Source organism: Salinicoccus siamensis, assembly GCF_042429615.1.
In the GTDB taxonomy this organism is placed as follows: domain Bacteria; phylum Bacillota; class Bacilli; order Staphylococcales; family Salinicoccaceae; genus Salinicoccus; species Salinicoccus siamensis.
On record NZ_JBHMAH010000004.1, the window covers coordinates 1 to 26,240 of the forward strand.

A 26,240-nucleotide genomic window follows, 5' to 3' on the forward strand; every position below is an offset into this window, starting at 1 on the left:
GGCGCCCCGCTGGATAGGGATGAAAAATATGGAATATATGCTTGTAATCTATTGACTAATCGTAAGAAAATGCCTCCCTCGGTTGAGGGAGGATACATAAATTAGCAAGGGGGTTTACTCCCTTATATATTACTCCTTTAAGCAGTTATATAACTCACTGTGCTTCCCTATCTCGTTACTTATATATCGAGCGCAATTCCCATCAGCCCTCAAGTCTATCCAGAACAACCTCACCGAGCGTTTTTGCACTGATCAATAAAGAGTCCTCGTTTATCAAGAATTTAGGATGATGGTTGGGATATGGCTCTTTCATGCCTTCAGGCTTGGCACCGACGTTTATAAATGTGCCAGGAATCTTTTCAAGATAGTAGGAAAAATCTTCCGAGCCGCTGAAAGGTTTGGAATGGATTACCTCATCAATATAGGATCCGACGCTCTTTTTGAGTATATCTTCTACATACTGGGTTTCTCTGGGATGGTTGTATGTGACGGGATAATCATAGAGATAATCAAGCGTGCACTCTACATCGAAAGAGGTTTCAATGCCTCTAGTTATTTTCTTCATTGCCTCGTATGCAGGCTCTTTATTATCTTCGTCCAGATAGCGAACAGTTCCACGTAGCACGACTTTATCCTGTATGACATTAAAGCCTCCAGGCGCATCGAATACTGTGATGGATACGACCACTGAATCGTTCGGGTCCATGCGTCGTGAGACGATGGTCTGGGATTCGGTGACGAAGTAAGAGCCGGCAACGAGGGCGTCATGGGTAGTATGCGGCATGGCACCATGGCCACCAGAACCTTGGATGGTCAAAGTGAAGTTCGATCTGCCGGCCATTGCGTTGCCGGGGACGAGAGCGATGGTTCCGGTATCGAATGCTGGGAAGATATGAATGCCGTAGATTTCGTCCAAGTCATCGAGCATGCCTGATTCGACAATACTTTTTGCACCGCCGGGCGGGACTTCTTCAGCATGTTGATGAATCAGTTTTATGGTGCCTGACCATTCTTCCTTTAGGTCAATGAGCGCTTCCCCCAAGTGGAGCATATAGGCAGTATGGACATCATGACCACAAGCATGCATTACGCCTTCATTTTTAGACTTGAAGGGGACATCCGCTTCTTCCTCTATGGGAAGCGCATCGAAATCAGCGCGCAACCCGATTACCCGGCCCGGACCCTTACCACTGATTTCAACGATGATGCCGTATCCATTACCCATATTATTTATAACCTTGACGTCCTTATCGTGATAGAAGTCTTCAATGAACTTCGCTGTGTTATGCTCTTCAAATGACAACTCGGGATTTTCATGCAGAAATCTTCTGGTTTCAATCATATCCTGCTTTTTATCTTCCAGTTTCCTAAAAAGTTTATCCTTTAACTCCACTATTAATACCCCCTAATATCTTTTGATGTAAATTTTAGCACTCAAGTACCTAAAAGGAACTCGCTAGCATAGTTTACAAAAATGCTGCAGTAGTCTGCGAGGGATGCGGCGGTAGGGAAGGTAGTGCTTAAACTTCAAAAAAATATTACCTTGGCCATTTTTCGACATAAAAGTCAATACTCATTTATTTCATATTTACACTTTTATTTTTGCCCTTGGATATTACATATTCTTATAGCTCACACGCATCTGGAATGCTTGTAAAATCAGGGTTTAGAGCCGAATTAGTACTAGGTTATATAATCAGACATAAAACTTTGCGATAGTAAAAGTTTGATATTTCTGAAATGAAAACGTTTACAATTTATAATCATGATGATACATTGAAATTGTAAGGTCAACATAAACAGGGGGATGTTATATGTTAAAAGTGTTTTTGGAATAAAAAATGTCGGGAGAATGGGATATGAAGATTATTTCATACAATGATTTAGAGCATATCGTTAAAACAGGGGATGTCATTGCGATAGCTGCTCTATCAGTGGGTAATCTGCCAGTCGAAATTCTTAAAAACTTGGCAGAACAGCATGATGAGAATAAGGAAGTAAATGATCTTACGTTTGTCGTTTCGAACGACATCAGTGATTTTGATGATGGATTCGATTTGGATTCCTTTGTTACACGGGGGATGGTCAAACGCATCATCACAAGTTTGGTGATAGCATCGCCGTTTACAGTTAAGGCGGTTAAAAATAATGAAATAGAAATGTATTTCCTGCCCCAAGGCATTATAGCCACCCAGTATCGCCATCAGTCATCGGCTTCACCAGGCATGATTTCTAAGGTTGGGTTGAACACAGTTGTTGATCCAAGGTATTCGGGTGGCAGAGCAAATGATGTGACTAGGGAAGATATAGTGTCAGTCATTGATATCGATGATGAAGAATATCTGCATTATAAATTCCCTAAAATTGATATTGCGTTATTGAGGGGAACTTATGCGGATGAGAAGGGCAACATCTACATGACCCATGAATCCCACCTCGGAGAAGGGTATGCTGCAGCTGCGGCAGCGCGCAGTAATAACGGCAAGATAATCGTCCAGGTGAAAGAAATCATCAAGAATGGCAGCTATAATCCAAAAGACGTATTTATCCCTGCCGAACTTGTAGATTACGTGGTCGTCAATAAAGATCCTAAATACCATAAGCAGGTGATACAGGACTATTATGATCCGGCCTTGGCGGGTCATTATAGGATTGCAGAGCCTAGACAAGGTTTTCCGAAGTTTGACGCTCGTAAAATAATTCTTAGACGCTCAGCCCAATTCCTTTCACCGGGAGATGGTGTAAGCATCGGTTATGGAATCAATAACGAGCTCTCCAGCCTACTGCGTGAAGAGAAGGTGGATGAGCTTGTGAATCTGAACATCGATACCGGTATTTTCGGCGGCATGTTCGGCAGCGGTAATCGCTTCGGCATGAACTACAACCTGGATGCCAGAATACGCCATGACATGACTTGGGATTTCATATTCAATGATGGTCTCGACATCGCATACTTGAGTTTTGCGGAAATCGACCGTCATGGCAATGTCAATGTCTCGGCCTTTGGGGAGAGGCTGAATGGCAGCGGCGGCTTTATAGACATCAGCCAAACTGTCCAGATATTGATCTTTTCGGGCACCATGGTTGTAGGCAGCAAGGCAGAGTGCCGTGGGAAGACTCTTGAAATAAAAGAGGAGGGACATACCAGGAAGTTCGTGGACAGCGTCAAAAGCATGGACTTCAACGCGGCTTATTCAAGACAGCTCAGACAGCAGGTCTACTATGTTACAGAACGTGCGGTCTTTGAGTTGACTGATGCAGGGTTGAAAGTCATTGAAATCGCACCAGGGCTTCAACTGGAAAAAGATGTACTTTCTCAGATGGATTTCAAACCGATCATTGCGGAAGATATAAAAGTAATGGATCCGGAAATCTATCAGGAAACATGGGGGAAGCTGCAATATTCCATAAAGGGAGAATAATCACAAACAAAGGGGAAGATAGACATGAACTACGATTGGATTAAGACACGGGCGGACTATGATGAAGTGAAGCCGGCAATAATAGATCCTCTGAAGGGGACTGAGTGGTCTTACCAGGATATGGACAAGCGTGCTGAAAACTTGGCGAATCACCTGAAGGAACAAGGTATTGGCCATGGCGATGTAGTCGGGATATTTGCGCCTAATGATGTAGCAATATTCGATCTGCTATTCGCGACATTCAAGATGGGGGCTGTATTTCTACCGATGAACTGGCGTTTGAGTCCAAAAGAGATTCAGAGCGTCATTTCAGATTCCGGCGTCAAGTTGATCTTATATGCAGAAAAACATAAAGAAAGCCTGACCGGTACTCCTGAAGGTCTGCTTCATATGAATATCGATTCGAAAGAATATGATGACATATGCCACCCTGATAATCATAGGCCTTTCAAAACTGTCGATGTTGAAAGTGATGAGCTTGCAGCACTAATCTATACAAGCGGTACGACAGGACTCCCTAAAGGAGTGATGTTCACATATGATTCATTCGTCAGCAATATCGTGAACACGGCACTGACCTATAAGATTAATGCATCATATAAGACAATCCTAACGACACCGCTATTCCATGTACTTGGATTGAATGATACCGCGCTGCCGGCAATCATGGTGGGGGGCACATTGGTGCTGCACCGCTATTACGACGGGGCACAGTTGAATGATCTGATGGCGGAGCATAAACCGGATTACCTCACGTTAATACCGACGATGTACTACGGCATGATTTTTGAGGAGAACTTTGATATTAAAAACTTTGAAAATATAAGGTTCCTGATCCAGGGAGGATCCTCTCCGTTGCCAGCTGTCCAAAGGCACTTCGAAAGCATGGGGCACACGCTGATCAATGGCTATGGTCTCACTGAGGCACCGCTGGCAATGGTCAATACACCAGAGAATGCCAAAAGAAAACCTATGAGCATCGGCAAGCCGATCATGTATGTCGACATGAAGTTGCTCGATGACGACGGCAATGAAGTTGGAACGAATGAAATAGGTGAACTCGCGATTAAAGGAAAAAACGTAACTCCAGGCTATTGGAATAGGCCGGATCTGACTGAAAAATCATTCCACAACGGCTATTTCCTGACAGGGGACCTCGCCCGGAAAGATGAGGATGGCGACATATTCATCGTCAACCGTAAGAAAGAACTGATCATCACCGGTGGTGAAAATGTTCTGCCATCTGAAGTGGAGTCGGTATTGTCAGAGCATCCACTAGTGAGGCAATCAATAGTAGTCGGATTCGATCACCCGAAATATGGTGAATCGGTCTCTGCAGCAGTCGTCCTGAAGGAGGATGAAGAAGGTTTTGAAGAGACCTTGAACGCACATATGAGGGAAAGGTTGGCAGGCTATAAAGTTCCGAGGATGTATCTGAATCTGACAGATATCCCGTTGAACTCGACTGCAAAACCGGATAGGATGGCCATCCAGAAACTCATGAACGAAAAAGCGCAGGAGAATGGGCTTGTTCACTAGTTCACTAGGCAGTAAACAGCAATTTTGAAAGCGGTATAATAAAATGATGGGGGAAATATAATGGCAACTAAAGATGAACTATTGAAGGAATTATATCCAGAAGATCTGTTGAACGTCTCCAAAGAACTCACTGAAGGAGAAGTGAAATTTTTAAAACAACTGAACGATCTGCTTGAGAGTAAATACCGGGATTCGATCAATGACCATTGGATAAATGCAACCATTCCGGAAGGCTTCTTTGAAGAGATGGGCAAACTTGATTATTTCAATAATCCCTTGTTGTTTGAAGGACGGGAAGGCGCCAGAATGGCAAGTCAGATGTTCCAGTTCTTCCTATCCTACACAGTAGCCAGGTTTGATGTATCACTGGTGACTTTGCTTGGTGTCCATCAGGGGCTTGGTCACAACGCCTTCTTGTTCGGAGGAAGTAAAGAGCAGGTTGCGCACTATATTCCAAAACTCCAGTCCCACGAACTCAGAACGTGTTTTGCATTGACTGAACCGGAGCACGGATCCGATGTAGCGGGAGGATTGGAGACGACGGCAAAACGTGAGGGCGACAAATGGATCATAAATGGTGCGAAGAAATGGATCGGGGGAGCGAATGTATCAGATGTCATTCCTTTGTTTGCGGTCGATGTTGAAACCGGCAAGCCGAAAGGTTTCATCATCCGGCCCGAGCAGGAAGGTGTCGATATCGATATTATAGAGAATAAAATTGCACTCAGAATCATACCCAATGCCAACATCCATTTAAAGGATGTCGTAGTGGAAGAGGCGGATCGACTGCAGAATATCAATAGCTTCAAAGATATCGCCAAAATCCTTTATTCGACACGTGCAGGCGTGGCATATATGGCGACAGGTGCAATGGCAGGGGCACTGCGTGCCACACTTGATTATGTGACCAAACGTAAGCAGTTCGGCAAGGAGATCAGCAAGTACCAATTGATCCAGGAAAAACTGGCCATGATGCAAGGTAACCTATCGCAGGCAATCACTTTATCTGCACAACTTGCACGTATGCAGGAGAAGGGTGAATACGATGAAGTGGCGACCTCTACTGCGAAGATGATGAACGCATTACGCCTAAGGGAATCTGTGGCGATGGGCAGAGGCATCACAGGTGGCAATGGTATTCTTGCCGAGTATGATATCGCCAGGTTCTTCTCGGATGCTGAAGCGGTATACACGTACGAAGGCACCCATGAAATAAATGCATTGGTGATAGGCCGTGCATTGACCGGCGACTCTGCATTCATCTAAAGCCCATAGTGCAAAAGTACATCGGAGATCAAATAATTTGGAGGGTATTTCCATGACGATAAGAAAAGCAACTGTTCTAGGTGCTGGGGTAATGGGCAGTCAGATTGCTGCACTGCTCGTCAATGCCGGCTTGAAAGTGAAATTATTGGATATAGTGGCAGATGACAAAGATCGTAACAAGGTTTCAAAAAAAGCATATGAGATGATAACGGATAAAAAACGTCCGCAGCTGTTCGACCTGGATTTTGCATCAAACTTGTCCTACGGCAACTTTGAGGATGACTTGAAGGGGCAGGATGATTCGGATATCTTCATTGAAGCCGTTAAGGAAGAGTTGGAAATCAAACATGAAGTGTGGAATAAGGTGAAGGGTGTTGCCAAAGATAATGCACTGTTTGCGACGAACACTTCCGGTATACCGATTGCTTATATCGCGAAAGTATTGGGTGAAGAAGAGCGCAGAAGATTCTTTGGAATGCATTTCTTCAACCCGCCAAGGATAATGAAGCTTGTGGAAATCATTCCGCTTGAAGACACTTCTGAACAATCGGTCGATGAAGCGCAAGCTTTCGCTGAAGACAAGCTTGGTAAGGGCGTAGTGATTGCAAATGATGTTCCGGGATTTGTCGCCAACCGGGTTGGGACCCAGACGATGAATGACATCATGTACCGCGCGGAAAACCAAGGAATGTCGATTACGGAAACGGACGCTCTGACAGGACGCAGCATCGGCAGGCCAAGTACAGGGACCTACGGGTTGAGTGATCTGGTTGGACTGGACATTGCTGTCACTGTAACAAAAGGACTGCAGCAGATTCCCGAAGAGAAGGAATTCTTCCATGATACTAAAATAGCTGAAAAACTAGTCGGACAGGGTGCACTCGGCAGGAAGACCAAGCAGGGCTTCTACAAGAAGGATAAGAAGGAGGTACTCGTCTTCGACCCGGAGCAGAATGATTATGTCTCCCAACAGCAACCACAGTTTGAAATCCTGGGGCAGTTCAGCAAAGATCTGGAAGCGAACATGGATGTAATATTCAATGCTCAAGATGAAGCGGGGCTGTTCATGTGGGAGACGCTCAGAAACAACTTCTATTATTCTACTTTGAATGTACCGAAAGCTGCTTCTGACTATAAAGATATAGACCGGGCGCTTGTATGGGGGTTCAATTGGAAGAAGGGGCCGTTCCAGCTCTGGGATCTTATGGGATTCGAACGCGTTAAAAACCGCATGAAGGAAGAACTTGGTGAATTACCGGACTGGATCGAGGAACGCACTTCAGGATTCTATGAAGCAGGCGAGACGATTGAGCGGACAGCTCCAGTGGCATCGTTCATAGACAGCCAAATATGGGACCGGGAAGATTCCAACCTGTCGGTGGTCCATTCCGATCAGTTGCTGTTGAAGTTGCAAAGCGCCAACAATATCATTTCGGACGGCTTCTCAAGTGATCTGATTGAAGCCATAGGCTTGCTCGAAACTGAAGATTTCTCAAGTATGGTCATCTACGCTGATGGCCGGAACTTCAGCGTAGGTGCAAATCTATACATGATGAAGAAAGCGCATGAAATGAAGCAGGTGGATGAGCTCGTCGGTCCAGCCATAGACCAGCTCCATGAAAGTTTCAATCGCTTGAAATATACACTGAAACCGATTGTAACAGCTGTACAAGGTCAGGCACTTGGTGGTGGGTGTGAACTGGTGCTGCACTCCCCGTTTGTCGTAGCTGCAAGCGAAACTTATATGGGTATGGTGGAGACTGGTGTCGGCCTGTTACCGAGTGGTGGGGGGCTTGCTGAAATGGCGGATCGCATATTAAGCACTACTCATAAGCATAACGACAAGCAGGAATCGATGACGGATATACTGATGAACATCGGCTTGGCTAAAGTGTCCACCAATGCCTATGAAGCAAAGAGGTATGGCTACTTGAGAGATACAGATTCCATATTGCTTAATTCAGAAAAACGTGTTGAAGTGGCGCTTGAGAAAGCACGATTTGAAGCCAACACCAATTATATACCGAAACCAAAGGGCCAATATATTGCTTTAGGACGCGATTTCATTGCACTTATTAAAGGTCAGCTTGATGCCCAGCGTCTCGGACATTTCATCAGTGACTATGATTATGAAATCACTTTGAAAATTGCAGAGGCATTGGCAGGTGGAAATCTACCGCGAAACACCTATGTGAATCAAAGATATATCCAGAAGCTGGAACGCGAACGTTTCTTGAGCCTGCTTCAAAACGAAAAGACGCACGCAAGAATCAGTCATATGCTTGAAACAGGGAAACCACTACGCAATTAATGGATCGGTTAAAAAGAAAGGATGAGTCTTAATGCAGGAAGCATATATAGTGGCTTATGGCCGTTCTGCTGCAGGCAGAGCTAAAAACGGCGCGATGTTTCACGATAGGCCGGATGAAGTAGCAGCACAAGTACTTAAAGGCGTGCTGGAACGTGTGGATGGAGGGTTCGAATCTTCCATGGTCGAAGATGTCATAGTGGGCAATGCTTTTCCAGAGGGACTACAGGGTCAAAATATAGCCCGCTCCATTGCATTGCTTGCGGGAATGCCAAACAGCGTACCGGGACAGACTGTAAACCGCTACTGTTCATCAGGGCTTCAAACGATTGCGATGGCAGCAAACCAGATTCAGGCTGGGCAGGCGGATGTCCTGGCGGCAGGTGGAATTGAGCTGATGAGCGCTGTACCGATGGGGGGCAACGAGCCTACAAACAGTCCGATTCTTCAAGATGCAGACTCAGGGGTTTCCTATCCGATGGGATTGACCGCAGAAATGGTGGCTGAGGAGTTCCAAGTCTCCCGGGAAGATCAGGATGCCTACGCAGTGCAGAGCCATCAGCGTGCCAAAGCGGCACTAGATGCGGGCCGTTTTGAAGATGAAATTATTCCGATCGATGTGACAAAAGTGTCCTATGACCAGAATGGACCCGTCGTCACCAAGGAAGAATTTAAAACAGATGAGCATATACGCCCGGGCACTACAATGGAAGGATTGTCGAAACTGCCTACAGTATTCAAGGCAGATGGCACAGTGACTGCAGGTACATCAGCCCCATTGACCGATGGCACCGGCTTCGTCGTTCTGATGTCAGGTGATAAGGTGAAGGAACTTGGGGTGACACCAATCGCGAGGTTCGTCGGGTTCAAAGCTGTAGGCGTCGATCCTAAAATAATGGGGATTGGGCCGGCATATGCCATCCCTGAAGTGCTCGAGCAGACCAACCTATCAGTTGAGGATATGGACCTGGTGGAATTGAATGAAGCGTTTGCTTCTCAGACTGTCGCCTCAATCCGTAAAACTGGCTTGGACATCGATAAGACAAACGTAAACGGCGGCGCAATATCGCTCGGACATCCACTCGGCGCTTCGGGTGCGATGCTTACGGCACGTCTGTTATCAGAAATGAAACGCAGGCCCGATTCGAAATATGGCATGGTCACCATGTGCATCGGGGTCGGCATGGGTGCAGCAGGCGTCTTTGAATATGTAAGGTAGTCCAAACCCTCCAGCAGATAAAACTTCTGCTGGAGGGTTTTCGCTTTTGAAGCAATCAGTCAATGACTTCAAACTCGGCTTCAAGCCAAGTGGTCTCTCCTGTATTCTTATTACTGAACGCTTTGACGATTCTGTATGTACCCTTGTCAAATGTTAGTCCGTAATCATCCATGGCCACCTTAATATCTGCTTTATCTCCTGGGGCAAGTCGACTGCCATAGTTATCGAATGACGTAAAGTCGTCAAAAACGGAGTCCTCTATTTCTAGCATATACCACTCTTTTTCTATATAGAAGAACTCACCATACGTATACACGGCATCCCCAGCATTATGGATGTGAAACGTCAGTGTCCGCATAGGCAGGATATATGTAGTCTTATCGAGGGAAAGTGAAACATTATTTGAAGTGTTGGATAGATTCTGTCTGGGTGAAGGATCCTCCAACAGATCTGATGTAGGCGATGTAATGCAGGAAGCCAGAATTAAGGAGACGGATACCAATAGTAATGTCAGCTTCTTGTAATACCTTTTCTGCATTGGGGCAACCCTCCCGCCGGGCTACAAAATATTTTTGCATCAAACTGTAGGAACCAGAATGCCAAACAATGAAATGAGCTTCATCATGAATGATGAGGCTCATTGGACGGAAATCCGGATTATGCGACTGCTCTGCAGGCTTCAGCACATGCTTCTGCACATCTTTGGCAATGTTCATGATCATGTTTTCCGCATTCTTCGCCACACGCATCACATATTGCGGCGCATACTCCAGCAAGTTCTTTGATGAATGGAGAGTTTCTGGAGATGGCCTGTTCCAGGTATCCACATATGTCGGCGCATTCCCTGTCGAGTCGTATGCATTCCGCCATCATTTTGACATCGTCTTCCTTGAGGCAGGCATCGAAGCAGCGCAGCGGTTGCACTCGGTCATGCATTGATGCAGCGTTTCAAGCAGATGCTGGTATTGCTTTTCCATTGGAAATCTCCTCCTGACAAATAATTTAATACGTTTCATTCTTCCCTCCATGATGAAACGCATACATAAGATATATCATTTGCTGAGATCTATATTGATATAGCCATAATGGAAAAGGCTTGAGGGCCTTCTTTCTTGAAAAAAGCCCAAGTCATGAAACCGGCTGCTCTGCCAATGGTCTTTCATGACGATGCGTTCTCTGGCCACGCGTCTGGCTTCAGTGATGGTATCAAGTGATAAATCTGATTTATCTGTCTGTGCGTGAATGATCTGCATTGCATCTGAAGTTTCGACGGTTTCGGTGAACATCGGATCGAAATAGATGATGTCAAAAGAATTATCTTTCTGCATCTGCAGGAACTCATGGTGTGGGGTGTGTAGTGCTTCTATTCGCGTCATCGCTTTTCTGATTTCTGCGTGTTGCGTGTGAAACCGTTTGAGGCCTTCTGATACAGCCAAGTGGAGGAGGGGGTTGCTTTCAAGCGCGGTGACCCGACCAGCATCACCTACAGCAAGGCTGGCAATCAAACTGTCGGAAGCGAGTCCCATTGTACAGTCGAGTACATGCATGCCAGATTGCAGGCCAGCTGTTTCAATGAAGGGATCGGATCTTCCTCCGAGTATTCTCTTGGCCCTTACCATTGCCATATTGGGATGGAAATGAATCGGCTCCTTCTGAGAAAGTGGATGGATGATGGTTCCACTCCTACTGGCGACCACGACATCTTGATTGTAATGCCTCTTCAGAGTTTCAATCGATCTTTTTGAACGGTCAACGTAGAGGGCATTATATTTATCGGCAAGGGAATATGCGTACAAAACGGTCTCTTCATCTGTTTTGCCGCCTGTAGTTATAATCATTACGGACTCCTTTAGTAAGAATGTATAAAATCACCGGCCCCCAAAATTGTAGATTCTGGGGGCCGGGTCAAATGGCTTAGGCATTTTATATTATTTTACTCATCACTCGGATTTTTCAAGTCCTATCTTATGATCAAGTGGTTCCGACTGCTCATCTGCCATCGGATTCTCACGGCTTTGGAGAACTGTTTCAAGTTCCGGGTCGACCGGTCCATAAGCCAGTACGGCTGTAGCACTCTCTCCGGGTTCGACTGTTTCGGTGGCGGCTGTTGCCTCTTCACTCATTTCGAAATCTTCCGGAAGGCTTGTGGTCATGTTTTCAAGTGTCGATTCACTGCCTTCCGCGACTTGCCTTACAGCAAGATCCAGACCAAACGCTTCTTGTGGCGCAGTCGGTACTTCCGAGTTATTTGTGAATTCAAATTCTATGACTACAACTTCTGAAGGTTGGGCTTCCTCGTCACCTTCTTCAGTCGACTCTTCTTCGCTCTCTTCGGGTTCGATGGTGGATTGGCTGAATTCATTGAAGGTATAGTCCCCATATTCTCCGGAATATGAAACTGTGCCCTCTTCAGATGATCCATTTTCATTTGATCCATCAGAAGCCTCTCCACTTGATTCTTCTCCCGTTGCTTCGTCTTCTGCTTGCCCCTCGTCAGAACTGCCATCATCGCTGCAGGCTCCGAGGAGCAGTACAGCAGAAAGGCCGCCCGTAAGCAGGTAATTTCTTAGACTCATTTCATGTCCCCCTATTAGTTAGATACAGATTAATTATAGTACACTATACAGAATAATCAATAATATTTCGGAAATTGAAATAAATAAATGTGCAACTGAATGTATCCGCATATATCAAGAAACTTAAAAGTACATCTCTAAAGGTGGAAATGTATCGATAAAATAAAAACTCCGGCAGTTAAGCCGGAGTTTTTAGATGCCCGTGAATCCATAAAGGACAAGGCCCAATGTCAATAAGATGCCAAAGATCGAATTTAATTTGCCCATGGCTGCCATCGCCGGAATCAATTCCTGCGGCGTGTCTCCCTGCCACATCAACTTCACAGTCTTGATGAATTGAGGTATGGAGAGGAAGGTGAGCAGCAGGAACAGGGAGCCGTAAGGCTTGAATATCGCTATCCATGCGATGAACAGGTAGGCGAATACCAACAGCGCTCCGGTGGTCACGACGGCCAACGGTTTGCCGACCAATATAACGAAGGTCTTACGGCCACTTTCCTTATCTTTTTTGCGATCCCTTATGTTGTTCGCCATGTTCAGAAGTCCGATTGTAATGGCTACCGGTATCGAGATGAGGAACGGGAAGATGTGCAATATGCCCGTATGGATGTAGAAAGTGATCATGATGATGACGGTACCCATAAAGAAGCCCGCAAACACTTCACCGAACGGTGTCCATGAGATGGGGAACGGGCCGCCGGTGTAAAGGTAGCCGACGGCCATCGATATGATGCCGGCTATGAGCACCCATACCGAGCTGTTGACGGTGATGTATATGCCGATCACTGCGGCAAGGGCATAAAATACGACTGCAATGGTCATGACGATGCGCGGGGACATGCCGTTTCTGACGATGGCACCTGCAATGCCCACCGAATCCTCACTGTCCAGCCCTTTCTTGAAGTCGAAGTACTCGTTGAACATATTGGTTGCCGACTGGATGAGGAGTGTTGCAATCAGCATGGCGAAAAACATATCCCATCTGATCGACGAGAATAGCAATACGCTCGCAGTACCTACAAGCACGGGAATGAAGCCGGCCGTCAGCGTATGTGGCCGCGTCAGGCTTATATATTTCTTCATCCCGGTATGTCTATCTGTTCCCTGCATTTTCTATCTTCCTTTGTATCTATGATGATAACAATTTTATCACAATTAACCTGTTATCATACACAGGGAAATAAATAAATGATAAAATGGTATTAATTATGCAGAAAGAAGTGTGTAGCAATGAATTTGGAAGCTTACCAGCGTATTCTGGATGACCTCAAACTTGATACTGATAAAAAGTACTTGAGTCTGCAAATGCCAATTGACGGATTTGATTTAAATGAGCGGAAGATATTTTCGCATTTCCATGATGCACAAGGGTCCAGATACTGGTTCCGTTCGAAAGATGGCCGCTATGACTCCATAGGCATCGAATTCCAGGAAAGCATAAAGCGGGATAAGTATTCGGCGGAAGTCCTTGAGGAGCAGAAGACATCTCTATTTGCAAAGATCCAGCAAGTGGCTGTGAAGGATGGGATGGCTTCTTCTTTAGGTCTGTTCGGAGGTACACGCTTTGATGATAAGGACACGACAGACGAATGGAACGATTTCGGCATGGTGGAATTCCATCTGCCGAAGTGGCAGTTTGACTTGGCGAATAGTGAGTTGTTCTATACGGTAAGGACAGACGAAGCGGATCTTGATGAGATCCTTATAGATATCAGTGACAAGCTGAAGGAGATTGGAGCCATTACTCCAGAACCAGCTCAGGCGCCCGAAGTCCATATGATGAAAGATATCTTCCCGGAGGAGTGGAAGACGTTGGTGGATGAGGCGCTTGGAGTCCTGGACGACACCGACTTCAGGAAAATTGTACTCGCCAGGCAGAGATTGCTGACATTCAAGGCGCAGGCCGATCCGCTCTATCTCTTGGATAGGTTGAATGATGAATCGGGCACTTATACGATATATTACGAAAAGGGCCAGTCGATCTTCATCTCCAAATCCCCGGAGAAGCTTTTTGACATCAAAGATGGCGTGCTCCGTACTAATGCGATTGCCGGTTCGGCAGAGCGTACGGGTGTAGAAGCGACAGATGAGCAGCAGAAGGCATTCCTGCTGAATGATGAGAAGAACCGTTACGAGCATGAACTGGTCCGGGAATCGATCGTCCAGAGTCTGCAGCCATATACAGAGGATATTGAATTTGCTGAAGGGCCGGACATCCTGTCAAATAGGTATATCTACCACCTCCACACACCAATCAGTGCAAAACTTGCTGAAGGGGCGAGTTTATTTGCACTGCTTGATGCAATTCATCCGACCCCTGCTGTCGGCGGGATGCCGAAAGATAAGGCGCGGGATTACATCATGGAAAATGAATACGGTACACGGGGATTATATGCGGCACCGCTGGGTATGATCCATGAAAATGACGACAGCGAATTTGTCGTTTCCATAAGGTCGATGCTCCTTAATTCGAAAAGTGCCACCCTTTTTGCGGGCTGTGGCATAGTCAGAGGGTCTTCCAGTGAGAAGGAGCACGAGGAGACCCGGGTTAAATTCACCCCGATGCTGAATGTGTTGGGGGTGGAACCTGAGTGATGGCTAAAGATCATAAAGACAATATGACATATCAAGTCTTTACCCTGATTGACCTGCTGTATGCTCATGGCGTCAGCGAATGCGTCATCAGCCCAGGCTCGCGCTCGACACCTCTCTCCATCGCAGCAGAAATGCATCCGGGCATGAAGACGCATGTCCATCCGGACGAACGGAGCGCGGCTTTTTTTGCGCTTGGAATCGCCAAATATTCAAATGAACCTGTGGTCTTAATCTGTACGTCGGGTACAGCGGCTGCGAACTATACGCCGGCGATCGCAGAAGCGGGCCTCAGCCATGTGCCGCTCGTTGCCTTGACGGCAGATCGACCACATGAGCTGAGGGATGTCGGAGCACCACAGTCGATCAGTCAGGAAGATATGTATCGCAACTATACGAAATATTATACGGAGTTGCCGATTGCTGACGGGCATTTGAGCGGTCAGAACTTATTGGAAGCCAAAGTACTCCAGGGGGCCCAATACTTTTACGGTGCCAATCGGGGACCTGTTCATATCAATGTGCCCATCCGCGAGCCATTGATGCCTGATTTGACGCGAACAGACCTCTTTTTCAGGAGTAGATCGGAAACTCCTGCCCAGATTACAGAAGCAGTGCCCAGCTACACGTTTAAAGGAAGTGGCCTCGTCTTCATCGGGGAGACCATCGAAGCGCTCGAAGGTCTTGTACCGTTGATGGAGAACAAAGGGCTGACGGTCATCACTGATCCGAGGCAACATATAAGAATGAAGGCAGCGACAGTCACACACCATGATCTCCTGTTCGGCAGCCTTTCTGAAGAGCAGAAGGCGTGGCTTGATGATGAAGTCGACTTCATTATCAGAATCGGCGATCCATTCACTTCAAAAGCACTCAACACCTTCTTGTCCCAGACATCCATCCCCCAATATCTGATCAGTGAGCATCAACAGTTGAAGACTTATCCGAAAGCGCCGGAAAAGGTGTTTGTCGGTTCGATCGGACACATATTCCGGTCTATGGATTTTGAAGGGGGAAGCTCCATCGTCAAAGGATGGTTCACCGAAATCGATGCTGCAATACGCGATTATATTACAGCGCAGATCCCGGATTATAGGGATGAAGGCAGATTCATGTACGAGATGCTTGAACGATTGCCGGAGGACCGCACACTGTTCGTTTCAAGCAGCATGCCGATACGGGATGTTGAACGGTATGATGTAGGCAATCACCACAAAATCTTGTCCAACAGGGGTGCCAACGGTATAGATGGGGTCGTCTCGACTGCTTTAGGCGTGGCTACAAAGACACCGGTCACTCTGATCATCGGTGATATCGCCCTTTACCATGATATGAACGGATTGCTCATATCAAAACTTGAATCGATCGACATCAACATCATCGTCTTCAACAACAACGGCGGAGGCATCTTCGGCTTCTTGCCCCAAAAGCAGGAAGCCACCCACTATGAACGCCTCTTCGGTACGCCGATCGACATCGATTTCTCACACGCTGCCGCCATGTATGGTTTTAACTACCGATTGGTGGAGGCAGCAGATGCAATCACTGAAGATGATATGTCGGCAGCGGGCCGAAATATCATGGAAATCAGGACGGATAGAGATGCAAACGTGGAGAGTCACCAACAACTGCGGTTCGAGGTGCAGGAGATGATTCAATCCTATGGAGCTTAATTATCATTTTGAAGATAATGGTCAAACAGAAACTATAGTAATCCTGCACGGTTTCCTATCAGATAAGTCGAGCATGGCAACAACAGCGGCCGAGCTCGATGGCATCCGCAACGTCATCACTGTAGACTTGCCAGGTTTCGGACAATCAAAGAGTACGGGGCGAGACTACGGTATAGAAACAATCGCAGATGCTTTGGCTGCGATGCTTGAGTCACTCACAATTACACGGGCCGATGTCTACGGCTATTCGATGGGTGGGCGTGTGGCGCTGTCATTCGCAATCAACCACCCGGATCATGTGAATCGGCTGATACTGGAGAGCAGTTCACCTGGCATAGCTTCCGAAGAAGAGCGGGCTATGCGCCGGCAGGTGGATCAAACCCGTGCTGATGAAATATTACGGGATTATCCTGCCTTTATCTCACAATGGGAAACGCTGCCGCTCTTTTCGACCCAAGCAGCAATGCCCCGTGATCAGCAAGCCAGACAGCGTGAAAACCGGTTGGCCCAAAAACCGGAGGAAGTGGCTGACAGCCTGCTGAAGTATGGGACCGGGGTGCAACCTTCCTACTGGACAAAATTATCCCAGCTCCACATGCCGATTCTTTTGGCGGTGGGTGGTGAAGACCAGAAGTTCATTGACATCAATACTCGCATGGCTCTGCATATGCCTGATGCCCGACTGGAGATTATAGAGGGGGCAGGACATAATATTCATATGGAAGCAGGGCCGAAGTTTGGTATACTACTATTAGACTATTTATCAGGAGGAATGAATGATGGCAAGAGAATGGCAAACGATTCGCGAATATGAAGAAATTAAATATGAATATTATAATGGCATCGCTAAAGTGACAATCAATCGTCCTGAAGTACGCAACGCTTTTACACCGCTGACAGTAAATGAAATGATTGATGCATTCACCAGAGCACGGGACGACGAAAAAATCGGCGTCATCGTGTTGGCAGGGGAAGGCGATATGGCATTCTGTTCAGGCGGTGACCAGAAAGTACGCGGACATGGTGGTTATGTAGGGGAAGACAACGTTCCAAGATTGAACGTACTCGACCTGCAACGGCTCATCCGGGTCATTCCGAAGCCGGTAGTGGCGATGGTTTCAGGCTACGCAATCGGTGGCGGACATGTTCTGCATGTGGTGTGCGACCTGACAATTGCAGCAGATAATGCACGCTTTGGCCAGACAGGACCGAAAGTCGGTTCATTTGATGCCGGTTACGGTTCCGGTTACCTTGCACGCATCGTTGGTCATAAGAAAGCGAGAGAAATCTGGTACCTGTGCCGTCAGTACGATGCCCAAGAAGCTCTCGACATGGGACTCGTCAATACTGTAGTACCGCTTGAACAGCTGGAAGACGAAACAGTGCAGTGGTGTCAGGAAATGCTCGAGCACTCTCCAACGGCACTACGCCTGCTGAAAGCTGGAATGAATGCTGACACAGACGGTCTGGCAGGCATTCAACAGATGGCTGGGGATGCGACGTTACTTTATTACACTACTGATGAAGCAAAAGAAGGACGCGAAGCATTCAAAGAGAAAAGAAAACCTGATTTCGGACAATTCCCGAGGTTCCCATAAGAATCGTAAAGCCCATCATATGATGGGCTTTCTTTTGAGAGGTGAGACGTTTATGTATGAATGGCTGAAAGTACAGGCAGAGCAGCAGCCTGACAAGACTGCAGTAGTCTACGAAGATCAGCATTTAAGCTTCAAAAGTCTCTACAAAGAGGCTTTGAAACTGAGCAGACACCTGAAGAGGCTCGACCGTAACCGATTGGGGCTTTATATCGGTAATACGCTGGAAGCGGTCGTTCTAGTACATGCTTCAATGATTGCAGGAATCGAAATCGTCCTGATCAATACTCGGCTGACAGCACGTGAAATTACAGTACAGCTTGGCGACATTGACGTGGACACGGTCATAACAACAAAGCCTTTGGAGCTGGAAGGGCACCGTCTATATGATCTCACTGATTTATATGAACTGGAGCCCCTCAGTTATAATGTCGATCCCCCAACCGGAGGAACGACATTATCCATTATGTTCACCTCAGGTACTACAGGTCGGGCGAAAGCCGTACCCCAAAGCTACAGGAATCATTTCACTTCTGCCAAGGGGTGTGAACAGCGGTTCGGCTATGGGCATGCAAGCATCTGGATGAATGTCAATCCGATCTATCACATATCGGGTTTTTCAATCCTTATGCGCTCCGTCATCGCAGGATGTCCGATGGTGTTGGTCGGCAAGTTTGACGAAGCGCGCATCTGGCAGAAGGTTGTCGAATATGGCGTAACACACACGAGCATGGTTCCGATAATGCTTAAGAGATTGATGGCACATCCTATTCCTGACCATAACCTTGAAGGCGTATTGCTCGGTGGGGCAGGCGTAACCAGGGAAGTATTGAAAGAGGCATTATCAAAAGGCCTCCCGGTCTACAACTCTTTTGGCATGACGGAAACATGTTCGCAGATCGTCTCGATCGGACCCGGCGATCCGAAAATCCTGGAAGGCACTGCAGGGCGGGCACTGGATAATGTGGAAGTGGCAATCGACCATGCCAACGATGGAGAAATACTGGTCAAGGGCGGCCCTGTCATAGGACATTACCTGAACGCAGATATCGAAATCACTGAAAAGTTCTTCAGGACAGGTGATATGGGGTATTTGGATGAAGAAGGTTACCTTTATATTCTTGATCGGCGTAAAGACCTGATCATCAGCGGTGGGGAGAACATCTATCCGAAAGAAATAGAAGATGCCGCAAACGCATATGAAAAAGTTGCGAATTCCGCTGTAGTGAAACGTCAGGATGATGAATGGGGCGAAGTACCCGTTCTGATGATAGAAGCAGTGCCAGGGGAGACGATAGATGAGAGGACTCTGATTTTACACCTAAAGGCAAGGTTAGCCCGCTACAAGTTACCGAAAGACATAAAAGTGGTTGAAAATATTATAATGACCTCGACGGGCAAGGTTTCGAGGGGGCAAAACCAGCAATTTTATGATCAAAGTGAAAGCCGCAAGCAATAAAAAAGCATGGCCTCAAAGCCTGCCTCATAGGTAGGGTTTCAAGGTCATGCTGATTTATTTTTTTCTTTTTTCTCTTTTGCAGGTACCGGATCAAAGCCGCCTTCATGGAATGGGTGGCATTTAAGTATCCGCCTGACAGCCAGGTACCCGCCTTTTATAGCACCATGTTCCTGCACGGCGTCGATGCTGTAGTTCGAACAGGTCGGATAGAATCTGCAGCTTGGTGGAAACATCGGGGAGATGGCCTTCTGGTAAAAACGAATCATGGATAGAAGGATTGATTTCATTGAGTATCACCGCTCTTTTATTTATAACTTCCATAATATAAGGTACACTGGATTTAATCAAATTTAAGACTCAAATCGATTTGGAGAGGATGCAATGCTGGAATTTATAGATCATCATGGGCGCAACGTCACTTTTGACCCAGAGAGTGTGGAGGATGCAGACCATGTGCTGGCAATCTGCAAGATGGATGGAAAATATCTGTTCACAGAACATAAGGTCCGTGGTATCGAATTTCCGGGCGGTAAGTTGGAAGACCGTGAGACTCTCCGGGAAGCATTGCAACGGGAAGTGTTCGAAGAGACCGGCGCGAGCCTCTCAGAGCTCAAATATATGGGCGCGTACACTGTACATGACAGCCGTCCATTCAAAAAAGGAGTCTATTTCGGAATCGTCGATGACCTTTTCTTCAAATGTGAATACATGGAGACTTATGGACCTGTCGTCTATCCTTCGATAGAGGCAGTGCCGGAAGAAAAGCGGAGTTTCCTGCTTGATGACCCGTGCATCCAATTCATATATGAGTTGAGCAGAACTGATGTTTTTTTCAGTTGAGCATCCCAGATGATAAACAAAAGATCAGGTCGCACTGCGACCTGATCTTTTGTTATGGCACAAGCAGATTCATCACACTGTGAATCCGCCGTTTTGTGCGATATGTTCGGAATCTTTACCGAACTTTTTGAAGTTCTCGATGAATGATTCCTTCAGTTGCTTCGCTTTTTCATCATATGCTTCTTCGGATACCCAAGTATTGCGTGGGTTCAATATCTCATTCGGCACACCTGGCACTGAAACTGGTATGCTCAATCCAAAGACGGAATCCTCTTCAAAATCATTGAGGACAAGCTCTCCACTGATGGCACGCCTTACCATGGAACGCGTATATTTGAGATCCATACGCTTACCGACACCGTATTCCCCTCCGGACCAGCCGGTGTTTACGAGATAGACATCGACGTTATGCTTATCGATGAGATCACCCAACATATTCGCGTAAGTTGTCGCATGAAGCGGCAGGAATGGAGAACCAAAGCATGTAGAGAAGACAGGTTGCGGAGAAGTGACACCGCGCTCTGTGCCTGCAAGCTTGGAAGTGAAGCCGCTCAGGAAATGATACATGGCTTGTGATTTAGTCAGCTTCGAGATGGGAGGCAACACACCGAATGCATCAGCGGTCAGGAAAATGATCGTATTCGGGTGACCAGCCACTGAAGGGATGCGTGCATTGTCGATGTAATCGAGAGGATAGGCTGCACGAGTATTTTCAGTCAACGCGTTATCGTCATAGTCCGGAGTGCCGTCTTTATCAACCACCACGTTTTCCAGAACCGTCCCGAAGCGGATTGCCTGGTAGATTTCCGGTTCCTTTTCAGCGGACAGGTTGATCGTTTTGGCATAGCAGCCACCTTCGATATTGAACACGCCATTTTCATTCCATCCGTGCTCATCGTCACCAATCAGTTCGCGCTGTGCATCTGCAGACAAGGTCGTCTTTCCAGTGCCCGAAAGGCCGAAGAACAGTGCGACATCCTTATTCTCACCGACGTTGGCAGAGCAGTGCATGCTCATGATCCCTTGTTCCGGGAGCAGATAGTTCATGACGGAGAAGATGGATTTCTTCATTTCACCAGCGTATTCCGTCCCCCCGATGAGTACGATGCCTTTTTCAAGGGAAACGATGATGAACGTTTCCGATTTAGTACCATCGACTTCAGGGTCGGCCTTGAATGTCGGGGCGGATACGATGGTGAATTCAGGGTTGATGTTAAGAGCTTCTTCCTTCGTTTCCGGTCTGATGAACATGGTGCGGGCAAACATATTGTGCCAGCTGTATTCATTTATTACTCTAAGGTCAAGGCTGGTTGCCTCATCAGCGCCTGCGTGCCCGTTGAAGATAAAGAGTTCTTCCTTGTTATCGAGATAGTCGACGACTTTCGCAAAAAGGTTGTTGAATACCTCTTCGGAAATTGGCTGGTTGACTTCTCCCCAATCAACCTTGTCCCTGGAAGTGTCATCTTCGACGATGAAGCGGTCCTTAGGACTTCTGCCGGTATATTTCCCGGTTTCGGCACGCAAAGCACCCGTATTGGTCAGTTTCCCCTCTCCTCTCTCCAAAGATTTTTCAACAAGTTGGGAAGTGGAGAGTTGGATATGTGCCGCATCCTTCGACACGAGATTCTGAATTAACTCGGAATGGTTTACCATTGTTTATGCCCCCGTTTTATAGATTATACATAGATGATGCTTTTCATGAATTAGTATAACACATTCATAATTGAGGTGACATAATAAATATCAAACAAGAATAGCTTGATTTGAAACCTCTCATCTAGTATATTATAGGGTAAGTTATCTCTTATCAAGAGCCGGTGGAGGGAACATACCCGATGAAGCCCAGCAACCTCTTTACTGAAGAAAGGTGCTAAAGGATGCAGAAGTGATTCTGATCGATAAGGGGAAGAGCGGAGCCTTTTCTCGTCTTATGGAGAAAAAGGCTCTATTTTTTTGCAGTGGGAGATAGCTAATATACTTAAAGGAGATAAAGTTAATGGCAGAGCGTAGACTTTTCACTTCGGAATCTGTTACTGAAGGTCATCCCGACAAGATTGCAGACCAGATTTCCGATGCGATACTTGATGAGATACTGAAAGGGGATAAAGATGCCAGGGTGGCCTGCGAGACGGTGGTCAATACCGGTATGGCACTGATTGTTGGAGAGATAAGTACAAACACTTATGTAGATATCCCTAAAATTGTCAGGAAGACGGTCAAAGATATCGGTTACATCCGTGCCAAATACGGTTACGACTACAAGACTATGTCGGTATTGACGGGGATTGATGAACAGTCTGAAGATATCGCGCAAGGTGTTGATGACGCTTTTGAAACGCGGGATTCGGCAACCATTTCAACAGGGGCAGGCGATCAGGGGCTGATGTTTGGTTTTGCATGCGATGAGACAGAAGAGCTCATGCCTCTGCCAATAGCGTTGGCACATCAGCTTGCCAGGCGGTTGACGGAGGTGCGGAAGGAAGAGATCATCGACTATCTGCGGCCGGATGGCAAGACTCAGGTGACTGTGGAGTACGACGAAGAGAATAATGTAAAGAGAATAGATACCATCGTCATCTCCTCACAACATCATGAAGAAGTGGAGACGGAAAAGATCCGCGAAGATCTCATCAACCACGTCATCCGAGAAGTTGTGCCTGAAGAACTGCTTGATGCGGACACGCGCTATATCATCAACCCGACGGGCCGTTTCGTCATCGGAGGCCCCCAAGGTGATGCAGGATTGACTGGACGCAAGATCATCGTCGACACATACGGAGGATATGCCCGCCATGGTGGAGGCGCATTCAGCGGTAAAGACCCGACTAAAGTCGACCGTTCTGCAGCCTATGCTGCTCGCTATATCGCAAAAAACATCGTGGCGGCGAAAGTTGCTGCAAAATGTGAAATTCAGCTGGCTTACGCGATAGGGGTCAGCGAGCCGGTCTCGATTTCAGTCGATACGTTTGGAACATCTGAATATAGTGAATCGGCTATCGTAGCGGTTATAAGGAAGCAATTCAACTTGTCGCCTGACGGCATCATAGATATGCTCGACCTAAAGCGCCCGATATATAAAGCGACGGCGAGCTATGGCCATTTCGGCCGTAACGACGCGGAATTCCCATGGGAGAAGATTGATAAAGCCACTGCCATAAAGACGGAACTTGAGAGCGTCACGATGAAATAAATGGATAGCTCCCTTAGAAACAGGGGGCTATCTTACATAAGTACGCTAATCCGGTATATTTATATGCAGATGCATTATTTTCCTTGAAAAGCTCGCTTTTCCCATGTAAAGATATATCATTTCCGGTATAATGAACGGAGTCTTAATTAAGACGGGAAAGTCAAACAGGAAAGGAATTGAGGAAAGTCCATGAATACAGATATTTTTACCAATCCGATATTCATCGTGGTGGCAATTCTGCTTCTTATCGTTGCAATTGCGTTCCTGGTCTATTATTTCAGGAATAGAGGCAAAGTGAAAACGCTCCAGGAGGAGTATGATAAAGAGAAGGACGCCCTAGTCGAAAAATATGAGGCTGATAATGCAGCCGAGCGCCAGGAACATGAAGAGAAATTGTCGTCAATCAATGAGAAATATCACGAAGAAACGACATTGCTCAACAATAAACTTTCAAGCCTGCGCCAGTTTACCGTAGACAAGGGAGAGTACTTGACCGATTTGTCACTCCTACAGCTGAAGGACCGCCTTGTGGCAGATGAAAAGATCAGGGAGACGGATATGTACATACTCTCCAATGTGTATCTGCCTTCACGCAATTACACGAACACCCGTAAAATCGATCATCTGGTACTTACGCGGACGGGCATCTATTTGATCGACTCCAAATATTGGAGTGGGCATATACTGCATGGTGTCAATGAAGAGAATTTTGAACAGTTGCCTTATGTAGAACATTTCTTTGACCTTCTGGATATTGACAAGGCAAAAGAACAGACGTTGATATTCGAAAAGGGAAATGAGCAGAATGTGGCAGTCAACCATTATAATGAAACGATCGAAGAAACTAAAATCTCTGCTGAAAAACTCAAGAATATCTTCAAGCTCCAGTACGACGTTGTGCCGATCATCTACTTCAACCCTGAAGACAACGGCAACTATTCCATCGCGAACTACTCCAATGACCCTTCCATAAAAGTATTGGTGGGCGAGGAGGAACTTGAGAATTTCTTCATGAAATATGTCTTCCACGGCCGGTTCCAGTATACGGTTAAAGACCTGGATGAAATTGCAGAAGCGATATTCCAACTGAATCCATAAGCGAAACTTTTGTTTTGATGGACTGAAAGCCTTATAATTTTCTTATAAGGCTTTTATTCTATTTAATGGGAGGCAATCATTTATGTCTGAAGAAATCATTGTACTGAACCCTGCAACAGGTCAGGAAATCGACAGGGTGAAAAAAGAGAGTAAAGCAGATATTGACAAGAAAATTGAAAAAGCGCATGAAACATTCAAAAAGTTCAAGAAAAAGAATCCTCATGACCGCAGTGCACTACTTACAGAGTGGTCCAAGCTGATAGGTGAACACAAAGAGGAAATCGCTGAATTGATAACAAAAGAGAATGGTAAGCCGCTACAGGAATCACGCGGTGAGGTCGACTATGCACGCAGTTATGTCGATTATTATGCTGAAGAGGCAAAACGTGTATATGGCCGCACCATACCACCGCACGAAGATGATGTGCGCATGGTAGTGACCAAACAGCCGATTGGCGTCGTCGCTGCCATTACGCCATGGAACTTCCCGATTGCGATGATGGCCCGCAAAGCAGCACCTGCAGTTGCAGCTGGCTGTACTTTCCTGGTTAAACCTGCAAGTGCAACCCCATTATCTGCAATGAAATTCCTTGATCTGGCATTGGAAGCAGGATTCGATGAAGGTGTCGTCCAATACGTTACCGCCTCTGGTAAAGATGCCGGTGAGGCTTTCACAGAGTCTGATAAAGTAATGAAAATAACATTCACAGGCTCCACCGCTGTCGGAAAGTCATTGATGGAAGGTGCTGCCTCAACAGTCAAGAACATCACCATGGAATTGGGCGGACATGCCCCTCTGGTCGTCCACAAGGATGCGGACATTGATATGGCCGTCGAGCAGGCGATTGCCTCCAAATTCAGAAACTCCGGACAGACATGCGTATGTGCCAACCGCTTCTATGTCCATGAAGATATTGCCGACGCTTTCAGCAAAAAATTTGCAGATGCTTCGAAGAAGCTGAAGATGGGCAACGGTCTTGATGAAGACGTCGCAATAGGACCGATGATCAACGAAGATGGCTACGATAAGGTAATGCGACACATCAACGATGCCGAGGAGAAAGGTGGTAAGATCCTAACGGGCGGTAAGGGTTCAAAGGATGAAGGATACTTCATCGAACCGACAGTAATCACCGGTGCCACTGATGAAATGGTCATCATGAATGAAGAGACGTTCGGACCGGTGGCGCCAATCCAGACATTCTCCACTTTGGATGAAGCCATTGAAAAAGCAAATGATACCGAGTATGGTCTGGCAGCTTATTTCTTCACAGAAAGTTACCGCGATGGCATCAAGCTCCAGGAAGGTCTTGATTTCGGTGTGTTGGGCTGGAACAATGGTAAACCGAGTGCAGCACAGATTCCATTTGGCGGACTCAAAGAAAGCGGGATGGGGCGTGAAGGCGGCCCTGAAGGCATCGAACCGTATCTCGAAACGAAAATCACATCCATGCGCGTTTAAA

At 46.6% G+C, this 26,240-nt stretch carries 21 protein-coding genes, 1 pseudogene and 1 riboswitch; of the genes and pseudogenes, 14 read left to right on the top strand and 8 right to left on the bottom strand.

All coding sequences use genetic code 11. The features are described from left to right. Positions 1–202: 202 nt before the first annotated feature. Positions 203–1,393, bottom strand: a complete 1,191-nt coding sequence (locus tag ACFFLE_RS00750) for an amidohydrolase (protein WP_380569275.1) — start codon at positions 1,391–1,393, stop codon at positions 203–205. Between the two features lie 466 nt (positions 1,394–1,859). On the opposite strand from ACFFLE_RS00750, the gene fadX reads away from it, so the two are divergent. Genes fadX through ACFFLE_RS00775 form a run of 5 tightly spaced genes read left to right on the top strand, consistent with a single transcriptional unit; the run spans position 1,860 to position 9,754 of the window. After that, positions 1,860–3,422: a fatty acid degradation protein FadX gene (gene fadX, locus ACFFLE_RS00755; RefSeq protein WP_380569276.1), complete on the top strand. Its 1,563-nt coding sequence runs from the start codon at positions 1,860–1,862 to the stop codon at positions 3,420–3,422. Positions 3,423–3,446: 24 nt separating this feature from the next. Continuing rightward, a complete protein-coding gene (gene fadD / locus ACFFLE_RS00760; RefSeq protein ID WP_380569277.1) occupies positions 3,447–4,961 on the top strand; it encodes a long-chain-fatty-acid--CoA ligase FadD in 1,515 nt (504 codons plus the stop codon). Between the two features lie 60 nt (positions 4,962–5,021). After that, positions 5,022–6,227 (top strand): acyl-CoA dehydrogenase FadE, encoded by a 1,206-nt coding sequence (gene fadE / locus ACFFLE_RS00765; RefSeq protein ID WP_380569278.1) that lies wholly within the window; start codon positions 5,022–5,024, stop codon positions 6,225–6,227. Between the two features lie 52 nt (positions 6,228–6,279). Then, positions 6,280–8,538, top strand: a complete 2,259-nt coding sequence (fadB, locus tag ACFFLE_RS00770; RefSeq protein WP_380569279.1) for a 3-hydroxyacyl-CoA dehydrogenase/crotonase FadB — start codon at positions 6,280–6,282, stop codon at positions 8,536–8,538. A gap of 31 nt (positions 8,539–8,569) precedes the next feature. Beyond that, entirely contained in the window at positions 8,570–9,754 is a 1,185-nt protein-coding gene (locus tag ACFFLE_RS00775; protein ID WP_380569280.1) for a thiolase family protein, read from the top strand. Positions 9,755–9,809: 55 nt separating this feature from the next. Here the strand turns inward: ACFFLE_RS00775 and ACFFLE_RS00780 are convergent, their stop codons facing one another. From ACFFLE_RS00780 to ACFFLE_RS00800, 5 genes and pseudogenes are all read right to left on the bottom strand, one after another. After that, the gene (locus tag ACFFLE_RS00780; RefSeq protein WP_380569281.1) at positions 9,810–10,292 is read right to left on the bottom strand and encodes an immunoglobulin-like domain-containing protein; all 483 of its coding nucleotides are present in this window, start codon (positions 10,290–10,292) and stop codon (positions 9,810–9,812) included. Positions 10,293–10,411: 119 nt separating this feature from the next. Further along, positions 10,412–10,731 (bottom strand): annotated as a pseudogene (locus ACFFLE_RS00785) (four-helix bundle copper-binding protein). A gap of 75 nt (positions 10,732–10,806) precedes the next feature. Continuing rightward, complete coding sequence (locus ACFFLE_RS00790; protein ID WP_380569282.1) at positions 10,807–11,592, bottom strand: class I SAM-dependent methyltransferase; 786 nt, start codon at positions 11,590–11,592, stop codon at positions 10,807–10,809. Between the two features lie 102 nt (positions 11,593–11,694). Beyond that, positions 11,695–12,330 carry a DUF5067 domain-containing protein gene (locus ACFFLE_RS00795; protein WP_380569283.1) on the bottom strand — a complete coding sequence of 212 codons (636 nt, stop codon included), beginning with the start codon at positions 12,328–12,330 and terminating at the stop codon, positions 11,695–11,697. A 192-nt stretch (positions 12,331–12,522) separates the two neighbouring features. Next, positions 12,523–13,440, bottom strand: coding sequence for a 1,4-dihydroxy-2-naphthoate polyprenyltransferase (locus ACFFLE_RS00800; RefSeq protein WP_380569284.1), 918 nt, complete (start codon positions 13,438–13,440; stop codon positions 12,523–12,525). A gap of 120 nt (positions 13,441–13,560) precedes the next feature. Here ACFFLE_RS00800 and ACFFLE_RS00805 point away from each other — a divergent pair, with 120 nt between their 5' ends. From ACFFLE_RS00805 to menE, 5 genes are read left to right on the top strand one after another with little or no spacing between them, the layout of a single operon-like run. Next, complete coding sequence (locus ACFFLE_RS00805; RefSeq protein ID WP_380569285.1) at positions 13,561–14,925, top strand: isochorismate synthase; 1,365 nt, start codon at positions 13,561–13,563, stop codon at positions 14,923–14,925. Further along, positions 14,925–16,595, top strand: coding sequence for a 2-succinyl-5-enolpyruvyl-6-hydroxy-3-cyclohexene-1-carboxylic-acid synthase (menD, locus tag ACFFLE_RS00810; RefSeq protein ID WP_380569286.1), 1,671 nt, complete (start codon positions 14,925–14,927; stop codon positions 16,593–16,595). The genes ACFFLE_RS00805 and menD overlap by 1 nt, the downstream gene beginning before the upstream one ends. Next, positions 16,585–17,409 (top strand): 2-succinyl-6-hydroxy-2,4-cyclohexadiene-1-carboxylate synthase, encoded by an 825-nt coding sequence (gene menH, locus ACFFLE_RS00815; RefSeq protein WP_380569287.1) that lies wholly within the window; start codon positions 16,585–16,587, stop codon positions 17,407–17,409. Before menD ends, menH begins: the two co-directional genes overlap by 11 nt. After that, positions 17,372–18,193, top strand: a complete 822-nt coding sequence (gene menB / locus ACFFLE_RS00820; protein ID WP_344702424.1) for a 1,4-dihydroxy-2-naphthoyl-CoA synthase — start codon at positions 17,372–17,374, stop codon at positions 18,191–18,193. The genes menH and menB overlap by 38 nt, the downstream gene beginning before the upstream one ends. Positions 18,194–18,245: 52 nt before the next feature. After that, positions 18,246–19,649, top strand: a complete 1,404-nt coding sequence (menE, locus tag ACFFLE_RS00825) for an o-succinylbenzoate--CoA ligase (RefSeq protein ID WP_380569288.1) — start codon at positions 18,246–18,248, stop codon at positions 19,647–19,649. A 44-nt stretch (positions 19,650–19,693) separates the two neighbouring features. Here the strand turns inward: menE and yidD are convergent, their stop codons facing one another. Continuing rightward, positions 19,694–19,936: a membrane protein insertion efficiency factor YidD gene (gene yidD, locus ACFFLE_RS00830; RefSeq protein WP_380569289.1), complete on the bottom strand. Its 243-nt coding sequence runs from the start codon at positions 19,934–19,936 to the stop codon at positions 19,694–19,696. A gap of 94 nt (positions 19,937–20,030) precedes the next feature. Between yidD and ACFFLE_RS00835 the strand changes: the two genes are divergently transcribed. Next, positions 20,031–20,489, top strand: coding sequence for an NUDIX domain-containing protein (locus ACFFLE_RS00835; protein WP_380569290.1), 459 nt, complete (start codon positions 20,031–20,033; stop codon positions 20,487–20,489). A gap of 72 nt (positions 20,490–20,561) precedes the next feature. Here ACFFLE_RS00835 and pckA read toward each other — a convergent pair whose 3' ends face one another. Continuing rightward, a complete protein-coding gene (pckA, locus tag ACFFLE_RS00840; RefSeq protein ID WP_380569291.1) occupies positions 20,562–22,142 on the bottom strand; it encodes a phosphoenolpyruvate carboxykinase (ATP) in 1,581 nt (526 codons plus the stop codon). Positions 22,143–22,290: 148 nt separating this feature from the next. Further along, positions 22,291–22,394: riboswitch (SAM riboswitch) on the top strand. A 91-nt stretch (positions 22,395–22,485) separates the two neighbouring features. On the opposite strand from pckA, the gene metK reads away from it, so the two are divergent. The 3 genes from metK to ACFFLE_RS00855 all read left to right on the top strand — a co-directional run bounded on the left by metK (position 22,486) and on the right by ACFFLE_RS00855 (position 26,239). Then, the gene (gene metK, locus ACFFLE_RS00845; RefSeq protein ID WP_380569292.1) at positions 22,486–23,679 is read left to right on the top strand and encodes a methionine adenosyltransferase; all 1,194 of its coding nucleotides are present in this window, start codon (positions 22,486–22,488) and stop codon (positions 23,677–23,679) included. A 189-nt stretch (positions 23,680–23,868) separates the two neighbouring features. Then, a complete protein-coding gene (locus ACFFLE_RS00850) occupies positions 23,869–24,777 on the top strand; it encodes a nuclease-related domain-containing protein (protein ID WP_380569293.1) in 909 nt (302 codons plus the stop codon). An 82-nt stretch (positions 24,778–24,859) separates the two neighbouring features. Next, positions 24,860–26,239 carry an NAD-dependent succinate-semialdehyde dehydrogenase gene (locus tag ACFFLE_RS00855; protein ID WP_380569294.1) on the top strand — a complete coding sequence of 460 codons (1,380 nt, stop codon included), beginning with the start codon at positions 24,860–24,862 and terminating at the stop codon, positions 26,237–26,239. The last annotated feature ends 1 nt before the right edge of the window (position 26,240 follow it).

What these genes read in the sequence shown, in the direction of transcription:
- fadE (WP_380569278.1), top strand. Translation starts at nt 5,022, where the DNA reads ATGGCAACTAAAGATGAACTATTGAAGGAATTATATCCAGAAGATCTG.
- ACFFLE_RS00800 (WP_380569284.1), bottom strand. Translation starts at nt 13,440, where the DNA reads ATGCAGGGAACAGATAGACATACCGGGATGAAGAAATATATAAGCCTG.
- ACFFLE_RS00790 (WP_380569282.1), bottom strand. Translation starts at nt 11,592, where the DNA reads ATGATTATAACTACAGGCGGCAAAACAGATGAAGAGACCGTTTTGTAC.
- metK (WP_380569292.1), top strand. Translation starts at nt 22,486, where the DNA reads ATGGCAGAGCGTAGACTTTTCACTTCGGAATCTGTTACTGAAGGTCAT.
- ACFFLE_RS00780 (WP_380569281.1), bottom strand. Translation starts at nt 10,292, where the DNA reads ATGCAGAAAAGGTATTACAAGAAGCTGACATTACTATTGGTATCCGTC.
- menD (WP_380569286.1), top strand. Translation starts at nt 14,925, where the DNA reads ATGGCTAAAGATCATAAAGACAATATGACATATCAAGTCTTTACCCTG.
- fadB (WP_380569279.1), top strand. Translation starts at nt 6,280, where the DNA reads ATGACGATAAGAAAAGCAACTGTTCTAGGTGCTGGGGTAATGGGCAGT.
- ACFFLE_RS00850 (WP_380569293.1), top strand. Translation starts at nt 23,869, where the DNA reads ATGAATACAGATATTTTTACCAATCCGATATTCATCGTGGTGGCAATT.
- ACFFLE_RS00855 (WP_380569294.1), top strand. Translation starts at nt 24,860, where the DNA reads ATGTCTGAAGAAATCATTGTACTGAACCCTGCAACAGGTCAGGAAATC.
- fadD (WP_380569277.1), top strand. Translation starts at nt 3,447, where the DNA reads ATGAACTACGATTGGATTAAGACACGGGCGGACTATGATGAAGTGAAG.
- fadX (WP_380569276.1), top strand. Translation starts at nt 1,860, where the DNA reads ATGAAGATTATTTCATACAATGATTTAGAGCATATCGTTAAAACAGGG.
- menH (WP_380569287.1), top strand. Translation starts at nt 16,585, where the DNA reads ATGGAGCTTAATTATCATTTTGAAGATAATGGTCAAACAGAAACTATA.
- menB (WP_344702424.1), top strand. Translation starts at nt 17,372, where the DNA reads ATGATGGCAAGAGAATGGCAAACGATTCGCGAATATGAAGAAATTAAA.
- ACFFLE_RS00805 (WP_380569285.1), top strand. Translation starts at nt 13,561, where the DNA reads ATGAATTTGGAAGCTTACCAGCGTATTCTGGATGACCTCAAACTTGAT.
- menE (WP_380569288.1), top strand. Translation starts at nt 18,246, where the DNA reads ATGTATGAATGGCTGAAAGTACAGGCAGAGCAGCAGCCTGACAAGACT.
- ACFFLE_RS00835 (WP_380569290.1), top strand. Translation starts at nt 20,031, where the DNA reads ATGCTGGAATTTATAGATCATCATGGGCGCAACGTCACTTTTGACCCA.
- pckA (WP_380569291.1), bottom strand. Translation starts at nt 22,142, where the DNA reads ATGGTAAACCATTCCGAGTTAATTCAGAATCTCGTGTCGAAGGATGCG.
- yidD (WP_380569289.1), bottom strand. Translation starts at nt 19,936, where the DNA reads ATGAAATCAATCCTTCTATCCATGATTCGTTTTTACCAGAAGGCCATC.
- ACFFLE_RS00775 (WP_380569280.1), top strand. Translation starts at nt 8,570, where the DNA reads ATGCAGGAAGCATATATAGTGGCTTATGGCCGTTCTGCTGCAGGCAGA.
- ACFFLE_RS00795 (WP_380569283.1), bottom strand. Translation starts at nt 12,330, where the DNA reads ATGAGTCTAAGAAATTACCTGCTTACGGGCGGCCTTTCTGCTGTACTG.